This is a genomic window from Streptomyces paromomycinus, assembly GCF_003865155.1.
GTDB classification, from domain to species: domain Bacteria; phylum Actinomycetota; class Actinomycetes; order Streptomycetales; family Streptomycetaceae; genus Streptomyces; species Streptomyces chrestomyceticus.
Genome location: NZ_BHZD01000001.1, coordinates 5029086 through 5049467 on the forward strand (window position 1 = coordinate 5029086; position 20382 = coordinate 5049467).

A 20382-nucleotide genomic window follows, 5' to 3' on the forward strand; every position below is an offset into this window, starting at 1 on the left:
ACTTTATGTGGGTTTGACGGGGGCCGACCAGTGCGGCGGGCACCGCGGCGGACACCCCCATCTTCGCATGGCCAACTTGACGCGGATATGTCAATCGGCGTCCCAGGCCGACCGGTAACCTGGAGCAGTTAACTCTCACACTCCAACTTGCGACGACTTGGATGAGCGATGCATCGGTACCGGTCCCATAACTGTGGCGAGCTCCGAGCCGCGGACGTCGACACCGACGTCCGCCTCAGCGGCTGGCTGCACAATCGACGTGACCTGGGCGGCATCCTCTTCATCGATCTGCGCGACCACTACGGTCTGGTCCAGCTCGTCGCCCGCCCCGGCACCCCCGCCAACGAGGCGCTCGGCTCGCTGACCAAGGAGTCCGTCGTCCGGATCGACGGCAAGGTCAGCGCCCGCGGCGCGGACAACGTCAACCCCGACCTGCCCACCGGCGAGATCGAGGTCGAGGTCACGGCCGTCGAGGTGCTGGGCGCCGCCGAGCAGATCCCCTTCACGATCAACGCCGAGGACGGGGTCAACGAGGAGAAGCGCCTCGAATACCGCTTCCTCGACCTGCGCCGCGAGCGGATGCACCGCAACCTGATGCTGCGCACCGCCGTCATCTCCGCCATCCGGCACAAGATGACCGCACTCGGCTTCAACGAGATGGCGACGCCGATCCTGTCCGCGACCTCCCCCGAGGGCGCCCGCGACTTCCTCGTCCCGTCCCGGCTGCACGCCGGTAAGTTCTACGCGCTGCCGCAGGCCCCGCAGCAGTTCAAGCAGCTGCTGATGATCGCGGGCTTCGACCGCTACTTCCAGATCGCGCCCTGCTTCCGCGACGAGGACGCCCGCGCCGACCGCTCGCCGGGCGAGTTCTACCAGCTCGACGTCGAGATGAGCTTCGTCGAGCAGGAGGACGTCTTCGGCCCGATCGAGCAGCTGATGACCGAGCTGTTCACCGAGTTCGGCGGCGGCCGCACGGTCACCTCGCCGTTCCCGCGCATCCCGTTCCGCGAGTCGATGCTCAAGTACGGCTCCGACAAGCCGGACCTCCGTGCCGAGCTGGAGCTCGTCGACGTCTCGTCGGTCTTCGCCGGCTCCGGCTTCAAGGCGTTCGCCGACAAGCACGTCCGCGCCCTGGCCGTGCCGGACACCGCCGACCAGCCGCGCAAGTTCTTCGACCAGATGGGTGACTTCGCCGTCCAGCAGGGCGCGAAGGGCCTGGCCTGGGTCCGCGTCGGCGAGTCGAACGCTCTCTCCGGCCCGATCGCCAAGTTCCTCACCGAGGACGACGTGAAGGCGCTGGTCGAGGCCCTGGACCTGAAGCCCGGCTCGGCCGTCTTCTTCGGCGCCGGCGAGTTCGACGAGGTCTCCAAGATCATGGGCGCGGTCCGCGTCGAGGCGGCCAAGCGCACCGGCCACTTCGTCGAGGGCGAGTTCCGCTTCTGCTGGATCGTCGACTTCCCGATGTTCGAGAAGGACGAGGACACCGGCAAGATCGAGTTCTCCCACAACCCGTTCTCCATGCCGCAGGGCGGCCTGGAAGCGCTGGAGACCAAGGACCCGCTGGACATCCTGGCCTGGCAGTACGACATCGTCTGCAACGGCGTCGAGCTGTCCTCCGGCGCCATCCGCAACCACGAGCCGGACGTCATGTACAAGGCGTTCGCCATCGCCGGCTACGACAAGGACACCGTCGAGGCCGAGTTCGGCGGCATGCTCCGCGCCTTCAAGTTCGGCGCCCCGCCGCACGGCGGCATCGCCCCGGGCGTGGACCGCATCGTCATGCTCCTCGCCGACGAGCCCAACATCCGCGAGACCATCGCCTTCCCGCTGAACGGCAACGCCCAGGACCTGCTCATGGGCGCTCCGTCGGAGGTCGAGGAGTCGCGGCTGAAGGAGCTGCACCTGTCGATCCGGAAGCCGCAGGTGAAGTAGTTCATTCGTACGTGTGATGGGCCCGCGATCGTATGATCGCGGGCCTTTTCGCGTGCCACGCTCCGGGCATGACGACACGCGAAGCGGCTTCGACCGCAGCGGACCGAGAAGAAGGACGCGCGAGTGTTCTGAGCCAGGAGCAGTTCGAGGAGCTGGCTCGCTTTGGTGAGCGCGTGGACGAGGCGCTGCGCCTGGAGTTCGTCAACGGGAGGATCCGGGAGAAGCCCATGCCGGACGGCGACCATGCAGAGATCATCGCGTGGTTGACGCGTCTGTGCATCAAGGCCGATGAGGGATGGTGGCTTCACGCGGGACGGGGGCTGCGGGTCGGGACGTACCGCAAGAGCAATGCTCGCCCTGCCGGCTGCCTGGCGCCGAGCGAAAACTTCGTCGGCCTGGGCGAGTGGACGGATGCCGAGGGAGTGCTCATGGCCGTCGAGATCACGTCCCGTGACCATGCCACCCATCGCCGGGACCGCGTGGAGAAGCCGAAGGCGTACGCCGAGACCGGTATCCCGGTGTATCTGCTGATCGACCGGGACACCTGCGAGGTCAAGGTGCACTCGCAGCCCGACGGTGGGCGCTACGAGATGCTGCTGACGGTGCCGTTCGGGAAGACGGTCACCCTGCCGGACCCGGTGGGCATCGAACTGGACACTGAGCCGCTGAAGGACTGGGTGCGCTGAGGCGACGTATCGGCGAGGGACCCGGAGTGGACACCAACGCACTCATCAAGATGTGGCAGGAACTGGACGTGCCCGATGGCCTGCCCGTCGAGCTGCTCGACGGTGAACTGGTCGTGCAAGCCAACCCTGGTCACTTCCATGACCTCCCCGGACGGACCTTCGTGCGCCACACTCCGGAGCCGTTCGAAGCGTGGAGCGGGCGCGGCGTACTGGTGGCCGATGATTACCGCCCCCGTGCCGACGCCGTCATCATCCGTGCGGAAGACCGCCCGGCCCCCGACTTCGCAGAAGCGGACTTGCCGCCGCAGATCGTCCTCGCCGTCGTCGAAACGGTCTCCACCACCCGTACGGCCATCAAGCGCGACTGGGAGGACAAGCGCGAGCGCTACGCCGAGGCCGGAATCCCCGTCTACCTGATCGTCGACCCCAACGACGCCACCTGGCACATCCTCCAGCTCGACGGCCGCCATTACGTCGAGACCGCGAAGGGCATCTTCGGCCAGGACATCCCGATGCCGGAGCCCATGGGGTTCACGCTGCGGACGGCGGGCTGGCATCCGTACGGCGGTAAGTCCGCCTAGGGCGGTCGTACGACGGCCGAGGAACCCGGAACCGTTCGCCGGTTCCGGGCCCCTCGCCGTACGTCGTCCGCGTGCCTACTCCGCCGCGCCGAACCGCTCCCGGTACGCCGCCAGGTCATCCTCCGTGATCTTCGCGAAGAGCACCGGCGGGACCGTGAACGCCGTACCGGCCGGGACCGAGGCCAGGGCGCGGGCCTCGTCCGCCGTGACCCAGGCCGCCGTGTCGCCGTCCAGCGCGAACGCGCCGCGCATCGCCTTCGCCGCCGCCGGGATGAACGGCTCCGAGACGATCGCGTACAGGTGGATCAGGTTCATCGCGGTGCGCAGCGTCAGCGCCGCCGCCTCCTGGTCGGTCTTGATCTCCAGCCAGGGAGCCTTCTCCTCCAGGTAGGAGTTGCCCGCGCTCCACAGCGCGCGCAGGGCCGCGGCCGCCTTGCGGAACTGGAGGGCCTCCATGTGGCCCTCGTACTCCGCCAGCAGCTCGGCGATCTGCTCGCCCAGCTTCGCCTCGGCCTCTCCGGCCGCCGCGCCCGCCGGCACCTCGTCGCCGAAGCGCTTGCGGGAGAAGGACAGCACCCGGTTGACGAAGTTGCCGAGGGTGTCGGCCAGGTCCTTGTTGACCGAAGAGGAGAACAGCTCCCAGGTGAAGGACGTGTCGTCGGATTCCGGCGCGTTGGCGATCAGGAAGTAGCGCCAGTAGTCGGCGGGCAGCAGCTCCAGCGCCGCGTCGGTGAAGATGCCGCGCCGCTGCGAGGTGGAGAACTTGCCGCCGTAGTACGTCAGCCAGTTGAACGCCTTGAGGAAGTCGACCTTCTTCCACGGCTCGCGGGTGCCCAGCTCGGTGGCGGGGAACATCACCGAGTGGAATGGGACGTTGTCCTTGGCCATGAACTCCGTGTAGCGCACGTCGTCGGCCTCGTACCACCACGACTTCCAGTCGCGGTTCGCCGGGTCGGCGTCCGCCCACTCCTTCGTCGAGGCGATGTACTCGATCGGCGCGTCGAACCATACGTAGAAGACCTTGCCCTCGGCGGCCAGCTCCGGCCACACGTCCGCCGGGACCGGCACGCCCCACTCCAGGTCACGGGTGATCGCCCGGTCCTGGAGGCCCTCGGTCAGCCACTTGCGCGCGATGGAGGACGCCAGCGTCGGCCAGTCCTCGCTGCTGTCGTCGATCCACTGCTCGACCTCGCCCTGGAGCGCGGACTGGAGCAGGAAGAGGTGCTTGGTCTCGCGCACCTCCAGGTCGCTGCTGCCGCTGATCGCCGACCGGGCGTCGATCAGGTCGGTCGGGTCCAGGACGCGGGTGCAGTTCTCGCACTGGTCGCCGCGGGCCTTGTCGTAGCCGCAGTGCGGGCACGTGCCGACGATGTAGCGGTCCGGAAGGAAGCGCTCGTCGGCGATCGAGTAGACCTGCCGGATGGCGCGCTCCTCGATGAAGCCGTTCTCGTGGAGCTTGCGCGCGAAGTGCTGGGTCAGCTCCACGTTCTGCTGCGAGGAACTGCGGCCGAAGTGGTCGAACCGCAGGTGGAAGCCGTCGTAGATGGCCTTCTGCGCGTCGTGCTGCTCGCCGCAGTACGCGTCGACGGACTGGCCGGCGTCCTTGGCCGCCAGCTCGGCGGGCGTGCCGTGCTCGTCCGTGGCGCAGATGTAGAGCACCTCGTGGCCGCGCTGGCGCATATACCGCCCGTACACGTCGGCCGGGAGCATGGACCCCACCATGTTGCCCAGGTGCTTGATCCCGTTGATGTACGGAAGGGCGCTGGTGATGAGGTGTCGAGCCATTGCCGGCTGCTCCCAAGTCGCTACGGTGAGTGAGGTTTTGTTCTACGGAACGTCAATATCGTACTGGACGGGTACGGGGCCACCGCGCCCGGTTTTCCGCGTCCCGCACGGTCCTTGATCGTCCCTTCTGCGCGATCAGGGCCGGTGGGGCTGCCCGGTCAAGGTCGGCGGGTCCGTGCGGTCGAGGCCGGCGGGTCTGTGCGGTCGAGGCCGGCGGGTCCGTGCGGTCAAGGACGCCGGGCCTGTGCGGTCGAGGCCGTCGAGTCTGTGCGATCAAGGCCGTCGGGCCACCACGAGCGCCCAGCTCGGGCTGCCGTCGGGGCGGCGGGCGGCTCCCCGTACCGGGACCAGCTCCACGGAGAACCCGGCGGCGAGCAGATCGTCCCGTATGTCACGCAGTGCACCGGTCCGGTAGTACATGACGAACGGCGGACGCCACAGCGCGTTCCGTACGCGCATCACCGTGTCGAAGCCGAGGAGTGTCCAGTACAGGGCGGAGCGGGGCGACGGCGGCGCGGCGACCGGGAAGGCGAAGATGCCGCCCGGACGCAGCGACCGGTGGACCCCGGCGAAGACGGCCGCGCGCTCGGCGGGCAGGAAGTGGCCGAGGGCGCCGAAGGTGACGGCGAGGTCGAAGGCGGCGGTGAAGGGGAGGGCGCGGGCGTCTGCGCGGGCGTATGTCGCGGCGGGGCCGCCCGTACGCCCGCCCGTACGCCCGCCCGTACGCCCGCCCGTACGCCCGCCCGTACGCCCGTTCGCTGCTGTCTGCGCCTCCGCGAGCATTCCCGCGCTGAAATCGACGCCGACGACCCGCTCCCGGCACAGCGACCGCAACACGCCGGTGCCCGCCCCCGTACCGCAGCAGACATCGAGCCCCGCCTCGAACCGTCCCCCGGCCGGGCCGAGGCCCCGCAAGGCCTCCGCCGTCGCGTCGAGAATCCGGTCCGGCGTACGGAACGGCGTCCGGTCGAACTTCGGAGCCAGCAGGTCGTAGCCGCGCTCGACGGAGGAGAGCGCCTGCACGGTCAGCTCGCGGAGCGTCGGTCCCTCGGGGGTGAACACGGGGCCAGCGTACTGAGCGGAGCCGCTGCCGCGAGCTGTTCCGGGGCGGCTCCTCAGGGGTCCCGGCGGGCGTTGAGGCGGGCGGCCTGGCGCGTCAGATGGTCGCGCTCGGCCGGACTGGGCGCCTTCCGGGCCGCCTCGGCATACAGCCGTGCCGCCGTGGCCGGGTCCCCGTCCCGCTCGTGGAGGTACGCAGCCACCGCCGTGTGGCGGGGCAGCGTGGCGTCCAGCTCCGCGAGCGCCGCCAGCCCGGCGCGCGGACCGTCGGCCTCCCCGACGGCCACCGCGCGGTTGAGCCGGACGACCGGGCTGCCGGTCAGGCGCGCGAGTTCGTCGTACCACTCGACGATCTGCACCCAGTCGGTCTCCGCCGCGGTGGGCGCGTCGGCGTGCAGGGCCGCGACGGCGGCCTGCGCCTGGAACTCGCCGAGCCGGTCGCGGGCGAGGGCGGCCTGAAGGATCGCGATGCCCTCGGCGATCGCGCCGGTGTCCCACCGGCCGCGGTCCTGCTCGGCGAGCGGCACCAGGCTGCCGTCGGGCGCGGTACGGGCGGCGCGGCGCGCGTGGTGGAGCAGCATCAGGGCGAGCAGCCCCGCCACCTCGGGGTGGTCGATCGAGGCCGCGAGCTGCCGGGTGAGCCGGATCGCCTCGGCGGCGAGGTCGACGTCGCCGGAGTAGCCCTCGTTGAAGACGAGGTAGAGGACGCGGAGCACGGTGCAGACGTCGCCGGGCCGGTCGAGGCGGACCTTGGAGACGGTGCGCTTGGCGCGGCTGATCCGCTGCGCCATGGTCGCCTCGGGCACCAGGTACGCCTGGGCGATCTGGCGGGTGGTGAGCCCGCCCACGGCGCGCAGCGTGAGCGCGACCGCGGACGACGGCGACAGTGCCGGGTGCGCGCACAGGAAGTAGAGCTGGAGCGTGTCGTCCACCGGGGGCGCGGGCCCGGGCGCCGGCTCCTGGTCCACGAGATCCTCCCGCCGCCGGCGGGACGCGTCCGACCGGGCCGCGTCGAGGAACCGGCGCCAGGCCACCGTGACCAGCCAGCCCTTGGGATCGCGCGGCGTCTCGGCGGGCCAGGCGCGGACCGCTTCGACCAGCGCGTCCTGTACGGCGTCCTCGGCCGCCGCGAAGTCGGCTCCGCGGCGGACGAGGACGGCGAGCACGCTCGGCGCGAGGCCCCGGAGCAGGGCCTCGTCCAGCTGCGGCACGTCGGCGGTCAGTCCGTGACGGTGGGCGGCGCGGCCAGGAACGGGCGCACCTCCAGCCACTCGTGGATCGGCTTCCCGCCCGCCCCGGGGGCCGCCGACAGCTCCCCGGCCAGCTCGACGGCGCGCTCGTAGCTGTCGACGTCGATCACCATCCAGCCGGCGATCAGGTCCTTGGTCTCGGCGAACGGGCCGTCGGTCACCGGCGGGCGCCCCTCACCGTCGTACCGGACCCACGCCCCCTCGGCGGCGAGCGCCTGCCCGTCCACGAACTCGCCGCTCTTTTCGAGCCGGTCCGCGAAGTCCTGCATGTACTGCATGTGCGCCGAGATCTCCGCGGGCGTCCACCGCTCCATGGGGACGTCGTTCACCGCGGCCGGGGCGCCTCGGTAGTGCTTCAGCAGCAGGTACTTGGCCATCGTGGGTCTCCTCGGGAGTGGTGCGGCCCATTGTGGTCGCGTGCACTACGGGGACGGAGCCGATCGGGAGTTCTCGACATGGCCGGCCGAGATTTTTTCCGGGTCCCCGGCGTGGGTCCCACAACGCGCCCCTCTCAGTGCCCGAGGCCACCCCGACGAACCGAACCCGTCACTCGGCCCCCGCCCCTACCCCTACCCCTGCCCCGCCCCCGTGCTTCGGCGCCTTCCCGTTCACCAGCACACCCGCGACCACCCCCGCCAGCAGCATGATCCCCGCGCCCCACCCGATGGCCACCGTGAACCCGTGCACGACACCGTCCTTGACGACCCCCTCCCGCATCGCGGGCGTGAGACGGCCGCCCGCCTCCCGCGCGGCCGTGGCCAGATGAGTCCCGATGTACGTCGCGCTCGTCGACGTGGCGATGGTGTTCAGCAGCGCCGTACCGATCGAACCGCCCACCTGCTGCGCCGTGTTGACGGTCGCGGACGTCACCCCGGAGTCCTGCGGCGCGACGCCCGCCGTGGCCGTGGACATCACCGGCATGAAGATCAGGCCCATGCCGAGCCCGACCAGCAGCTCGGACGGCAGGACGTGTGAGACGTACGCGGGCTCGGCGGTCAGCGTCGTCAGCCAGAACAGCCCCGCCGCCGCGAACACCGCGCCCGGGACCATCAGCACCCGGGGCGGCAGATGGTGCAGCAGCCGCGCCGAGATCTGCGTCGACCCCACGATGATCGCCGCCGTGATCGGCAGAAACGCCAGTCCTGTCTTCACCGGCGAATACCCCAGTACCACCTGCAAGTAGTACGTCATGAACAGGAACATCCCGAACATGGCGATGACCGCCAGCGCCATGGTCAGAAACGCACCCGCACGATTCCGGTCCCGCACGATGTGCAACGGCAGCAAGGGATGACGCGCCCGCCCCTGCCACCACCCGAATACGGCCAACAACACAACGCCGCCCACCAGCAGCCCGATAACCATCGCGTCCCCCCACCCCCTGGGCTGCGCCTCACTGCACCCATAAACAATGGCGACCAGGCCGCCACACCCCAGCACCACGCCGGGAACGTCCAGCCGAGCTTCCCCGTGCCCCCGCCGGTCGTGCAGAAAGACCCAGGCGCCCGCGATCGCCACCACCGCGATCGGCACATTCACGTAAAGGCACCAGCGCCAGTCCAGGTACTCCGTCAGCAATCCACCGGCTATCAGCCCGATGGCCGAGCCACCGCCCGCAATGGCGCCGTAAATGCCGAACGCCTTGCTCCGCTCTTTCCCGTCCGTGAAGGTCGTCGTCAGCAGTGACAACGCGGACGGCGCCAGCACAGCGGCGAACGCGCCCTGCAAGGCCCTGGCCCCGAACAGCAACCCCTGCCCCGACGCCGCACCACCCAGCGCGGAGGCGATCGCGAATCCCACCAGACCGATGATGAACGCCCGCTTACGCCCCACCAGGTCGGCGATCCGCCCACCCAACAGCAGCAATCCGCCGAACGCGAGCGTGTACGCCGTGATCACCCACTGCCGGTTGGCATCCGACATGTGCAGCTCCCGCTGCGCCGACGGCAGGGCGATATTCACGATCGTCGCATCCAGCACCACCATCAACTGGGCCACGGCAATGACGACAAGCCCCCACCATCGCCGCGGATCAGGGCCCCCCGCCGTACCCGCCCGCCCCACCGTCCGCCTCTGCCCCTGATCCCGAACCTGATCCCGAACCTGATCCTGCTTCTGACCCCGATTCTGATCCTGACCCTGGCCCTGGCTCATGAATACCCGCCTCCGCCGTGGACAACGGACAGCGGTCACCCGTAGGGCGAGCACCGCAGCCCGGAACCAGCGTAGGCGCTGCCCAGCCCCCTCGCCTCTCGGCCGCCCGGACTCCGGTTATCGCCCGATCTATTTCCCGATCTACTGCCCGATCGGTACCTTGATCTCGCTACGAATCCGGTCCGCCTTCTCCGCGAGCGCTTCCAGATCCACCGAGAACGGGTCGGCGTCGACCCGTTCCGCGTCCGTCTCCATCACATTCCCGGTCGTACTCGCATCCGCCCAGGTGCAGAACGGCGCGGTAATTTTCTGCCCCATCTGCCGCTTCACGAAGACGCCGCAGTACACCGGTTCCTTGGTACCGTGCGGCCGCTCTTCGCGCTTCGGTACGACCGGCGGGAAAAGACGCCGGTCGCGGCGGGCCGGGTGGCCCGGCCGCGACCGGTGGGTGGTGGGGGGTGAGGGCGGTACGTCAGGCGGGGAGGATGCCGGCGGTGCGGGCTTCCTGGAGCCAGGCGGGGAACTCGACCATGAGCTGCTGGTAGAGGTCGGCGTCGGCGAGGGTGCGCGGGTCGCGGCCGGCGTGGAAGAAGCCCGCGTTGTCGACCACGCGCCGCTCCGGTACGGCCAGGTCGTCCAGCTTGCGGAGGAAGTCGAAGCCCTTGGCGTCCGGGTCGCCGAAGCCGACGAACTGCCAGAAGATGGGGAGCTTCGCGGCCTCGCAGAGCGCCTTCTCGGCGGCCGGCTTGGACGTGGGGGCGCCGTCCGTCTGGAAGATGACGAAGGCGGGGTCGGTGGCGCCGGACTTCTCGTAGTGCTCGGTCACGGCGTTGATCGCCCAGTGGTAGTTCGTACGGCCCATGTGGCCGAGGCCCGCGTGCAACTCCTCGATGCGACCGGCGTAGTTGGTCAGGTCGAGGTCGGCGGTGCCGTCGACGTCGGTGGAGAAGAAGACCACCGGGACGGTGCCGTCGTCGTCGAGGTTGGCGGACAGGCCGAGGGCCTGCTCGGCCAGGTGCTGGACCGTGCCGTCCTTGTAGTAGTTGCGCATCGAGCCCGAGCGGTCGAGGACGAGGTAGACCGCGGCGCGCTGAGTGGCCAGCCCTTGCTTCTCCAGGGAGACCCGGGCGGCCTTGTAGAGGCTGACGAGGGCGGGGGCCTGGGCTTCTACCTTGGTGAGGGAGGTGGGGGTTGTGGAGGTGGCGGAGGTGGCGGACGCGGGGGTGGTGGAGGCGGGGGTGGGGGCCGTCTCGGTTACGGGCTCGGGGACGACGGTCGGCTTGGGGGCCGTCTTTGCTACGGGCTCGGGGGTGGCCTCGGGCTCGGTTTCGGTTACGGGGGTGGGGCCGGGGGTGGCCGTGGCCTCGGGGTCTGCCGTGGTTACGGGCTCGGGCTCGGCCTTGGTTACCGGCTCGGCCTTGGTTACCGGCTCGGGTTCCGCCGCGGCTTCGGGCTTCGCCTCGGCCACGGCTTCGGCTTCGGGCTTCGTCTCGGCCACGGCTTCGGGCTTCGTCTCGGCCACGGCCTCCGGCTCTGCCTCCGGCTTCGCTTCGGGCTTCGTCTCGTCCGTGGCCTTGGCCGCGGCCTCCGGCTCCGCCTTCGCCGCCTCCGGCTCCGCCACCACCTCCGCCTCCCGCGTCGGCTTCGGTGCGTCGAATGCCTGGGAGACGAGGTCGGAGGCCGACTCCTCGGCGGAAGACGGGGTGCGGGTGGTCTGGGAGGGGAGGGAGGCGGCCGGGGGGTCGGTGGGGGCGGTGCGGGCCGTGGGGACGGCGGGGTCGCGGGGCGTGGCGGGTTCCGGGGCGGCCTCTTCGCGGGCCTCCGGGATCGTCGCCGTTTCCGGCGCCTTGGTGCCGCTCGCCGCGGTGTTCGATTCCTCGCGGGCCGCCTTGGAGCGACCGAAAGCGTTGCGCAGCAGACTCCGAATGCCCATCGGCGAACCTCTCTAGCGTGTGTGGGGTGCGGCGAATGTCCGAGAAGCGCGGACATGTCCCTGACCAGGCCGGACACGTAAGGGTAGCCGCCTGGGCCGGTCCCATCGTGGGAGCCCGCGCGTCTCGCGGCACGCCCCGTTTGGGTGTTTTGTGTATCGAGGTGGTGTGGGGTGCGGGGGCTGGTGGGGGTGTGCGGGTGGGGCGTGTGTGTGGGGCGTGTGTGTGGAGAGCGTATGTGCGGCGGGCGGGTGTGCGAAGGGGTGGGGGCGGCAGGGAACGAAGCGGCGGGGAACGGGGGGAAGCGGCAGGGAACGAGGGGAAGCGGCAGGGGGGCCGGTCGGTGGGGGCGGATGTTTGTGCGGTGTGGGGTGGTGAGGGAGGGGTGGAGGTTGCGGAGAGACGGCGTGCGGGTCCGGTGGCGCAGGCGTCTGCGCACGTCACACGCGGGTGCTGCGGGAGGGGCGGGTGGTTCGGAGCGGGAGGGACGTGCGGCGGCGGGGGTGGCGGGGCCGTGGTGGGCGTGGCCCGTGTGGTGACCCATCGACCGGACGTCCGTTGACCCTGGCGGCGGTCCGGAAGGGCCGGGCAACCCTCGTACGGGTGACGGGAGATGTGGGCGCATGGGGCTGACCAGTCAGTCGCTCGAAATCACGGTGAGCACGCTGGCCGTGGCCTGTGTGGCCCTGACGGTGTGGCTGTGGCCGCGGCTGTCCCCGCACGGTGTGCTCCCCGTACTGGGCAGGATCGGCACCATCCTCGTCACCCAGGTGGCGGTCCTGTGCTCGCTCGCGCTGGCCGTGAACTCCAGCTTCGAGTTCTACAGCAGCTGGGACGAGCTGCTGGGCAACACCGACGACGGTCCGGTGGCGGTGAGCGGGGGCGGCGGCCCGCGGTACGCCGATGCCCGCAGCCTCCGGGGCGGACTGGTCCAGCCGGCCGGGCCGCAGGGGCTGGACCGGGTGACCGGGCTGCCGGAGGGCCCGCCCCACGAGGTCGGCAAGGTGGAGTCCGTACGGCTCGTCGGGCGCCGTACCCGCGTCGTCAACCCGGCCTTCGTCTACCTGCCGCCGCAGTACTTCCAGCACCAGTACCGCCGTCAGCGCTTCCCCGTCTCCGTCGTGATCAGCGGCTATCCCGGCGGCATCATGAACCTCGCGCAGCACCTCCGTATCCCGCAGACCGCGGGCAGGCTGATCGAGGAGGGCCGGATGCAGCCGACCGTGCTGGTGATGGTCCGGCCGACGATCGCGCCGCCGCGGGACACCGAGTGCGTGGACGTGCCGGGCGGGCCGCAGGCCGAGACGTTCTTCACCCAGGACCTTCCGGAGGCCGTCAAGGCGGCCTACCGGGTGGGACATGATCCGAGCGCGTGGGGCGCGTTCGGCTACTCGTCCGGCGGTACGTGTTCGATGCTGCTCGCCCTGCGCAGCCCCGGCACTTACACCTCCGCGGTCTCGCTCTCCGGTGACTACGCCGTCAAGGACGACCTGACGACCGGGAGCCTGTTCGGCAGCGGTGCGGCCGCCGCGCGCCGGGAGCGTGAGCACGACCTGCTGTGGCGGCTGGCGCACCGGCCCGTGCCGCAGGTCTCGGTACTGGTGGCCAGCAGCCGCCTGGGTGAGCCGAACTACCGGGACACCCTGCGGTTCGTCGAGGCGGCGAAGCCCCCGATGACCGTCGACTCGATCATCCTGCCGCGGGGCAGCCATCAGTTCTCGACGTGGCGGCGGGAGGTGGCGCCGGCCCTGGAGTGGCAGGGACGTCAGCTGACGTTCCCGCAGGACGTGGAGGCCGCGCACGCGCCACCGAAGCGGCCGGGGGTGGGGGCGACGCCGTCCCCGTCGCCGTCCCAGCCCCAGCCTCGGGCCTCGTCCCCCTCGCCGTCGACGTTGCCGTAGGAGCACGTACAGGAGCACGTACAGGAGCACGTACAGGAGCACGTACAGGAGCACGTACAGGAGCAGGTACGGGGCCGGTACCGGTACCGGCCCCGTACCGGTCCTCACCCGTCCGGCCCACCCCGCAGGACACCCGCCCCGCGCCGCGGTGGACTGCTGTCGTGACCGCCCCTCCGGACGACTGCCTGGCCCGCAACGACTGGATCTGCGGCGATTACCTCGCCACCCGCCGCCACATCCTGCTCGACGCGGCGCTCCAGCACCTCCACCTGACCGTGGTGTCCGTGCTGCTCGGCCTGGTGATCGCGCTGCCGCTGGCGCTGATCGCGCGCCGGTGGCGCTGGACGGTGGGGCCGGTGCTGGGCGTCACCACCGTGCTCTACACCATTCCGTCGCTGGCGATGTTCTCGCTGCTGCTGCCGCTGTACGGGCTGTCGTCCACCCTGGTCATCGTGGGGCTGGCCCTGTACTCCCTGACCCTGCTCGTACGGAACATCCTGGCGGGCCTGGCCGGCGTACCGGAGGAGGCGAAGGAGGCGGCCCGCGGCATGGGGTACGGGCCGCTGCGGCAGCTGCTGGCCGTCGAACTGCCGCTGGCGGTGCCCGCCGCGATGGCGGGGCTGCGCATCGCGACCGTCTCCGCCGTCGCGCTGACGACGATCGGGGCGATCGTCGGCCACGGCGGACTGGGCAACCTGATCTACGCGGGGATGAACTCGTTCTTCAAGGCACAGGTGCTGACGGCGTCCGTGCTGTGCGTCGTCATCGCCGTCGCCTTCGACCTGCTGCTGCTCGGCCTGGAACGGCTGCTGACGCCGTGGCGGCGCGCATGAGCACCATGAGCGCGGTGTGGCGCTACGCACGGGGGAGCGGATGAGCACGCTCGGAGACGTGAGGACCTGGCTCGCCACGGGCGCGAACTGGGGCGGCGAGAGCGGCATCTGGCACCGCCTCACGGAACATTTGCTGCTGACCGTCGGCTGCCTGCTCGCCGCCTGCCTGATCGCGCTGCCCGTCGCCGTCACCCTCGGGCACCTCGGCCGGGGCGGCGCGCTGGCCGTCAACCTCGCCAACGTCGGGCGCGCCGTGCCCACCTTCGCGGTGCTGGTGCTGCTCCTGCTGACCCCGCTCGGCCGGCACGGGGACTGGCCGACGTTCATCGCGCTGGTGCTGTTCGCGCTGCCGCCGCTGCTGACCAACGCGTACGTCGGAATGCGGGAGGTGGACCGGGACGTGGTGGAGGCGGCGCGCGGGATGGGGATGTCCGGCGGGCAGCTGGTGCGGCGGGTGGAGGTGCCGCTGGCGCTGCCGCTGATGCTGACCGGGGTGCGGATCGCGGCGGTGCAGCTGGTCGCCACGGCGACGCTGGCCGCGCTGGTGGGCGGGGGCGGGCTCGGGCGGATCATCACGGCGGGGTTCAACCTGGCGAGTACGCCGCAGGTGGTGGCGGGGGCGGTGATCGTGGCGGTGTTCGCGCTGCTGATGGAGGTGCTGTTCGAGGTGGTGCAGCGGCTGGGGCCGGCCTGGGCGCGCGGGCGGACGAGGTGAGCGGGCGCGCCGGCGGGCCGGTCCGGGCCGTACTCCGGCGTACGGGCTGGAAGGCCCGCCTCTCGGGACTGGCGGGGCTGACGGCCCTGGCCGTGCTCTCCGGCTGCGCCACCGGCCCCTCCCTGGAGAACCGCGGCCAGATCACGGCCGCGCCCGGCGACAGCCGCCGCCTCTCGATCGGCTCGGCCGGCTTCACCGAGAGCGAGCTGCTGGCCCAGATGTACGCGGTGCTGCTCGGCCAGGCCGGGTACGAGACCGGCATCCTCACCGTCGGCAATCGGGAGTTGTACGAGCCGTCCCTGGAGAGCGGCCAGATCGACGTCGTACCCGAGTACGCGGCGACCTTCGCCGACTGGCTGAACGCCAAGACCAAGGGCGCCGACGCCGACCCGGTCGCCTCCCCGGACCTCGGCACGACGATGAAGGCGCTGCGCGACCTGGCCACGCCCCGCGGCCTGACCGTGCTGCCGCCGGGCCGGGCCGTCGACCAGAACGCGTTCGCCGTGGCTGCCTCGTACGCGCGGCAGCACCGTCTGAAGACCCTCAGCGACCTGGGGCGCGCCAAGCTGCCGGTACGGCTGGCGGCGGGCGACGAGTGCGTGCAGCGGCCGTTCTGCGCGCCCGGTCTGAAGCGTACGTACGGGATCGACATCACGGCCGTCGACCCGAAGGGGGTGGGCACCACGCCCGCCAAGCAGGCCGTGCAGAACGGACAGGACCAGATGGTGCTGACGACCAGTACGGACGCGACGGTCGGGCAGTTCGGGCTGGTCTTCCTTGAGGACGACAAGAAACTGCAGAACGCGGACTACGTCGTTCCGGTGGTCAACCGGGCCCGCGCGGGGAGCCGGCGGGTCGCCGCGGCCCTCGGCAAGCTCAACTCCGTACTGACGACGGAGGACCTGGCCGACCTCAACCAGCGGGTGGACAGCTGGCGGCGGCTCCCGGAGGACGTGGCGCGGGACTATCTGCGGAAGAAGGGGCTGCTGTAGTTCCGGTGCCACGGGGCCCGCGCGGCCCGTCTTCTCACTCCGTGGGCACCGAGTCCACCTCCGTCTCCTCCCGCGGCACCCCCTGCTCGTCGGACCCGATCGTGCGCCGTAGCGCCTCGTGCAGCCGGGCCGGGGTCAGGACGCCCAGGAAGCGGGTGCCGTCCACGACGGCGATCCAGCCCGCGTCGTACTTGAGCATCTCGCTGAAGGCGTCCTTGAGCGAGCCGCTGACCGGCACCCACGCCTCCATCCGGCGCGCGTGCGCCGAAACGTTCCCCCGCGCTTCGGACACCTCTTCCGTCCCCACCCACCCGTGCAGCCCGCCCTCCTCGTCCAGGACGACGGCCCAGCGCGCGCCCTCCGCGCGCAGCCGCTCCGCCGCCCGGCCGGCCGGTTCGCCGAGGCGGGCGAAGGGCGGGTGCTCCAGGTCGCCGGGGTCGATGCCGGTGACCGCGAGCTGTTTCAGGGCCCGGTCGCTGCCGACGAACTCGGCGACGTACGGGGAGGCCGGCGCGCCCAGCACGCTCGCCGGAGTGTCGTACTGCTCGATCCGGCCCTGCCCGTAGACCGCGATCCGGTCGCCCAGCCGGATGGCCTCCTCGATGTCGTGCGTGACCAGCAGCACCGTCTTGTGCAGCGACGCCTGGAGCCGCAGGAACTCTTTCTGGAGCCGGTCACGGACGACCGGGTCGACCGCGCCGAACGGTTCGTCCATCAGCAGGACGGGCGGGTCGGCGGCCAGCGCGCGCGCCACGCCGACACGCTGCCGCTCGCCGCCGGAGAGCTGGTCCGGGTAGCGCGACCCGTGGACATCGGGGTCCAGGCCGACCAGGTCCAGGAGTTCGGCGGCGCGGGCGCGGGCCTTCTTGCGCGGCCAGCCGAGCAGGTGCGGCACGGTGGCCGTGTTGTCGAGGACGGTGCGGTGCGGGAAGAGACCGGTCTGCTGGATGACGTAGCCGATCCGGCGGCGCAGGCGTACGGGGTCGGCCGTCGCGATGTCCTCGTCCTCGACGAGGATGCGGCCGCCGGTCGGGTCGATGAGCCGGTTGACCATCTTCATCGTCGTGGTCTTGCCGCAGCCGGACGGTCCGACCAGCGTCACCAGCTCGCCCTCGGCGACCTCGAAGGACAGGTCGTCCACGGCGGTGGTGCCGTCCGGGTAGCGCTTGGTGACGGACTCGAACCGGATCATTGGTCCATTGAAGCCCGCGGTCCGCAGGCGGTCGCCTTATGCGGGCAAACGGGCGGGACCGCGGAAGGGCAAACGGGAGGGCGGATGCCCCGTCCCCGTCGGGCCTTCTAACCCTCCGACTCCTCCAACGCCTCCAGCCGCTCCCGTGCCGCCCGGACCGACCGGCCGCGCCAGGACAGCCCGGCCCACGGGTCGTCCTCGGCGAGCCGGTCGGGGAGGGTGGCGATGGTCCACCGCTGGGCCGTGAGGCCGGGGTCGTCCAGCTCGTCGCGGGAGATCGGGGTGGCCACCGGGGCGCCCGGCTTCGCGCGTACGGAATAGGGCGCGACCGCGGTCTGCGCGTACGCGTTGCGCTGCACGTCCAGGTAGATGCGGCCCTTGCGGTCGGCCTTGCGCTGCTCGGTGGTGAGGCGGTCCGGGTGCTGCCTGGCGAGGCGTTCGGCGGCCAGGTGGGCGAAGTCGCGTACCGCGTCGAAGCCGGAGCCGCCGTCCAGCGGCGCGATGACGTGCAGGCCGCGCGAGCCGGTGGTCATCAGGCGGGCGGGCAGCTTCAGTTCGTCCCAGAGTTCGCAGACCCGGTGGGCGGCCCACCGTACGTCCTCGAAGTCCGCGCCCTCGGCCGGGTCGAGATCGAAAATGATCAGGTCGGGGTGGTCGGGGCGGTGCTCGCGGGAGAGCCAGCGGTGGACGGTGACGGTGGCCTGGTCCGCGAGGTAGACGAGGGTCGCGGGGTCGTCGCACACGACGTGGGTGACGGTGCCGCCCTCCTTGGACTGCTCGGAGCGCCGTACCCATTCGGGGAAGTGGTCGGGGGCGTTCTTCTGCATCAGGGGCTTGCCGCCGATGCCGTCGGGATGCCGCTCCATCATCAGCGGCCGGTCGCGCAGCTGCGGTACCGCGCGCCGGGCGACCGCCTTGTAGTGGTCGGCCAAGTCGGCCTTGGTGATGCCGTCGTCCGGGAAGAGAACCTTGCCGGGCCGGCTGATCCTGACCGTGCGCCGCCCCGCCTTGATGGTGTGTGCGTCGTCCGTGCCGCCGCTGCTGCCGCTCATACCGAGGACGGGTAACCGGCCGGGCCGCGGGGCAAACGCGGCGTGGCCCGGGGCCGGGCGGCACCGGTTCGGCGGGGGGCCGTACGAGTTGCTTCCGGGGCACCGCCCCTCGTCCTGCCGGATACGTCCGGTTCGCGTGCTTACGATCCTGTGGGCTGTCGTCACCTGGCGTCGTTTCACCCGAAGGCGGGCCTCGACGGGCGCCATGTTGACGGCGGCCCGTGCCCTGCCACCGGTCGGGAGGGTGGATCGAGGAACGTTCGGGCGGAAGGGAACGCGACGATGAAGGCCGTAGCAGTCACCGCATTCGGCGAACAGCCCCAGCTCATGGAACTGTCGGAGCCCGATCCCGGACCGGGTGAGGTCCTGGTGCGGATGTCCGCCGCCGGGGTCAACCCCCTCGACTGGAAGATCGCCGACGGCCTCCTCAAGGACGCGACGCCGCACACCTTCCCGCTCGTCCTGGGGTCGGACGGCGCGGGCGAGGTGGTCGCGATCGGCACCGGTGTGCGCCGCTTCACGGTGGGCGACTCGGTGTTCGGCCAGTTCCAGCGGCCGGGGCGGGGCGGCGGCTCGTACGGCGAGTTCGCGGCGGTCGAGGAGAAGGCGCTGGCCGGCGCGGCCCGCAGCGTCACCTACGCGACCTCGGCGGCCGTCCCCACGGCCGGGACGTCGGCCTACAACCTGGTGGAGGAGACCCGGATCAGCGAGGGCAAACGGGTCCTGATCGTCGGCGGCACCGGCGGCGTCGGCACCTTCGCCACCCAGCTGGCGGCCGGCCGGGGCGCCGAGGTGCTCGTCACCGCGCGGCCGGGCCTGACGGACCTGATGGCCGGCCTGGGCGCCGCGGCGACGGTGGACCACACGCTGGGCCCGGTGGCCGACCAGGTGCTGGCCGCCCATCCGGAGGGTGTGGACGTGCTGCTCGACCTGGTCAGCGGCCCGGTCGCGTTCGGCGAGATGACCCGGACCGTACGGGACGGCGGTACGGCCGTCTCCACCGTCGGGTCCGCCGACGCGGACGCGCTGACCGACCACAACCTGCGCGGCTTCAACTTCCAGAACCGGCCGTCGCCGCAGCTGCTGGAGATCCTCGCCGGTCAGCTCGACGCGGGGCGGCTGACCGTGATCCTCGCCGACGAGATCGCGCTGGAGGATGCGCCGGAAGCGCTGGAGACGAGCCGTACGGGGCACGCGCAGGGCAAGACGGTCATCACCTTCTGACCACGCCGGGCCGACTCGGGCCGCCTCGGGCCGCCTCGGGCCGCTTCAGTGGTCGTGCGGGCCCGGCCGGTGCACCGGCCCGTGCGTGCCCTCGCAGTGCGGGGGCACCAGCGCCGCGTCGTCCGGCCCCGCCGCTATGTGCAGCACCTCGCCGGAGCGGGGCAGCTCGCCCACGTGGTCGACCTGGAGGGTGGCGTGGGTGATCCCGTACTTCAGGCTCAGCAGTTCGTGCAGGCCGCGCCGTACGGCGTGGCAGTCGCCGCCCGGCGCGACCAGGATGTGCGCCGACAGGGCCGGTTCCCCGGACGTGATCTCCCAGATGTGCAGGTCGTGGACCTCCACGACCTGGTCCACCTCGACCAGGTGGTCCCCCAGCGCGTCCGGGTCCACACCGCTCGGCGCGGCCTCCATGAAGATCCGCCCGGACTCGCGGACCAGGCCGGTGCCCGCCCGCAGCATCAGGACGACCACGACGAGCGAGGCGATGGCGTCGGCCCGCGCGAAGCCGGTGGTCAGGACGACCGCGCCGGCGACGGCGGTGGCGATGAAGCCGAACAGGTCGGTGAGGATGTGCTGGTAGGCACCCTCGACGTTCAGGCTGCTGCGGTTGGCCCGGGAGATGCACCAGGCCGCCGCGATGTTGACGACGACCCCGGCCAGCGCGGTGACCAGCACCAGGCCGCCGGTCACTTCGGGCGGTGACACCAGGCGGGTGATCGCCTCGTATCCGAGCCAGAGCGACAGTACGAGCAAGGTGATGCCGTTGGCCTGCGCGGACAGGATCTCGGCGCGCTTGAGTCCGTACGTGTAGCCCCCGCGCGCGGGCCGCGCGGCCAGCCGCATGGCGACCAGGGCGAGCACGATCGAGGCGGCGTCGGTGAGCATGTGGGCCGCGTCGGAGATCAGCGCCAGGGAGCGCGCCAGGAAACCGATCACCACCTCCACGGCCATGAACGCGGTGATCAGCACCAGCGCGGCCCGCAGCCAACGGCGGTCGGCGTCGGGGGAGAGGGTGTGTGAGTGCGAGTGCGAGTGCGAATGCGAGTGCCCGTGGGCGTGGTTGTGGTCGTGGCTGTGGGCGTGCTCGGTCATGGG

The 20382-nt window shown here is 71.3% G+C and carries 18 protein-coding genes; 8 read left to right on the forward strand and 10 right to left on the reverse strand.

Features of this window, described 5'->3' with window-relative positions; genetic code table 11:
• Positions 1-168: 168 nt before the first annotated feature.
• The 3 genes from aspS (at position 169) to OEIGOIKO_RS21310 (ending at position 3199) form a co-directional block, all read left to right on the forward strand.
• A complete protein-coding gene (aspS, locus tag OEIGOIKO_RS21300) occupies positions 169-1932 on the forward strand; it encodes an aspartate--tRNA ligase (protein ID WP_125055386.1) in 1764 nt (587 codons plus the stop codon).
• A gap of 68 nt (positions 1933-2000) precedes the next feature.
• Complete coding sequence (locus OEIGOIKO_RS21305; RefSeq protein WP_125055387.1) at positions 2001-2618, forward strand: Uma2 family endonuclease; 618 nt, start codon at positions 2001-2003, stop codon at positions 2616-2618.
• A 26-nt stretch (positions 2619-2644) separates the two neighbouring features.
• Positions 2645-3199 carry a Uma2 family endonuclease gene (locus OEIGOIKO_RS21310; protein ID WP_125055388.1) on the forward strand — a complete coding sequence of 185 codons (555 nt, stop codon included), beginning with the start codon at positions 2645-2647 and terminating at the stop codon, positions 3197-3199.
• A gap of 75 nt (positions 3200-3274) precedes the next feature.
• Here the strand turns inward: OEIGOIKO_RS21310 and metG are convergent, their stop codons facing one another.
• The 7 genes from metG to OEIGOIKO_RS21345 all read right to left on the reverse strand — a co-directional run bounded on the left by metG (position 3275) and on the right by OEIGOIKO_RS21345 (position 11380).
• Complete coding sequence (gene metG / locus OEIGOIKO_RS21315; RefSeq protein WP_125055389.1) at positions 3275-4984, reverse strand: methionine--tRNA ligase; 1710 nt, start codon at positions 4982-4984, stop codon at positions 3275-3277.
• Positions 4985-5257: 273 nt separating this feature from the next.
• On the reverse strand, positions 5258-6046 hold the full coding sequence (locus tag OEIGOIKO_RS21320) for a class I SAM-dependent methyltransferase (RefSeq protein ID WP_125055390.1): 789 nt from the start codon (positions 6044-6046) through the stop codon (positions 5258-5260).
• 53 nt (positions 6047-6099) lie between these two features.
• Positions 6100-7245, reverse strand: a complete 1146-nt coding sequence (locus OEIGOIKO_RS21325) for an RNA polymerase sigma factor (protein ID WP_125058836.1) — start codon at positions 7243-7245, stop codon at positions 6100-6102.
• 17 nt (positions 7246-7262) lie between these two features.
• Positions 7263-7670 carry a YciI family protein gene (locus OEIGOIKO_RS21330; protein WP_125055391.1) on the reverse strand — a complete coding sequence of 136 codons (408 nt, stop codon included), beginning with the start codon at positions 7668-7670 and terminating at the stop codon, positions 7263-7265.
• A 169-nt stretch (positions 7671-7839) separates the two neighbouring features.
• A complete protein-coding gene (locus tag OEIGOIKO_RS21335; RefSeq protein WP_307721265.1) occupies positions 7840-9279 on the reverse strand; it encodes an MFS transporter in 1440 nt (479 codons plus the stop codon).
• A 309-nt stretch (positions 9280-9588) separates the two neighbouring features.
• Positions 9589-9765 (reverse strand): hypothetical protein, encoded by a 177-nt coding sequence (locus OEIGOIKO_RS41695; protein ID WP_170251789.1) that lies wholly within the window; start codon positions 9763-9765, stop codon positions 9589-9591.
• Positions 9766-9919: 154 nt separating this feature from the next.
• Positions 9920-11380 (reverse strand): vWA domain-containing protein, encoded by a 1461-nt coding sequence (locus tag OEIGOIKO_RS21345; RefSeq protein WP_125055393.1) that lies wholly within the window; start codon positions 11378-11380, stop codon positions 9920-9922.
• A 621-nt stretch (positions 11381-12001) separates the two neighbouring features.
• On the opposite strand from OEIGOIKO_RS21345, the gene OEIGOIKO_RS21350 reads away from it, so the two are divergent.
• The 4 genes from OEIGOIKO_RS21350 to OEIGOIKO_RS21365 all read left to right on the forward strand — a co-directional run bounded on the left by OEIGOIKO_RS21350 (position 12002) and on the right by OEIGOIKO_RS21365 (position 15819).
• Complete coding sequence (locus OEIGOIKO_RS21350; RefSeq protein WP_125055394.1) at positions 12002-13279, forward strand: alpha/beta hydrolase; 1278 nt, start codon at positions 12002-12004, stop codon at positions 13277-13279.
• 161 nt (positions 13280-13440) lie between these two features.
• The gene (locus tag OEIGOIKO_RS21355) at positions 13441-14112 is read left to right on the forward strand and encodes an ABC transporter permease (protein ID WP_125055395.1); all 672 of its coding nucleotides are present in this window, start codon (positions 13441-13443) and stop codon (positions 14110-14112) included.
• Positions 14113-14152: 40 nt separating this feature from the next.
• The gene (locus OEIGOIKO_RS21360; RefSeq protein WP_125055396.1) at positions 14153-14827 is read left to right on the forward strand and encodes an ABC transporter permease; all 675 of its coding nucleotides are present in this window, start codon (positions 14153-14155) and stop codon (positions 14825-14827) included.
• A complete protein-coding gene (locus OEIGOIKO_RS21365) occupies positions 14824-15819 on the forward strand; it encodes an ABC transporter substrate-binding protein (RefSeq protein ID WP_371858949.1) in 996 nt (331 codons plus the stop codon). The genes OEIGOIKO_RS21360 and OEIGOIKO_RS21365 overlap by 4 nt, the downstream gene beginning before the upstream one ends.
• A 34-nt stretch (positions 15820-15853) precedes the next feature.
• Here the strand turns inward: OEIGOIKO_RS21365 and OEIGOIKO_RS21370 are convergent, their stop codons facing one another.
• Both OEIGOIKO_RS21370 and ligD read right to left on the reverse strand, forming a co-directional pair.
• Entirely contained in the window at positions 15854-17011 is a 1158-nt protein-coding gene (locus OEIGOIKO_RS21370) for an ABC transporter ATP-binding protein (RefSeq protein ID WP_125055397.1), read from the reverse strand.
• Between the two features lie 107 nt (positions 17012-17118).
• Positions 17119-18063: a non-homologous end-joining DNA ligase gene (gene ligD, locus OEIGOIKO_RS21375; protein ID WP_125055398.1), complete on the reverse strand. Its 945-nt coding sequence runs from the start codon at positions 18061-18063 to the stop codon at positions 17119-17121.
• 282 nt (positions 18064-18345) lie between these two features.
• Between ligD and OEIGOIKO_RS21380 the strand changes: the two genes are divergently transcribed.
• Positions 18346-19287, forward strand: coding sequence for an NADP-dependent oxidoreductase (locus OEIGOIKO_RS21380; protein ID WP_246177464.1), 942 nt, complete (start codon positions 18346-18348; stop codon positions 19285-19287).
• Positions 19288-19332: 45 nt separating this feature from the next.
• Here OEIGOIKO_RS21380 and OEIGOIKO_RS21385 read toward each other — a convergent pair whose 3' ends face one another.
• Positions 19333-20379 (reverse strand): cation diffusion facilitator family transporter, encoded by a 1047-nt coding sequence (locus tag OEIGOIKO_RS21385; RefSeq protein WP_125055399.1) that lies wholly within the window; start codon positions 20377-20379, stop codon positions 19333-19335.
• Between the last annotated feature and the right edge of the window lie 3 nt (positions 20380-20382).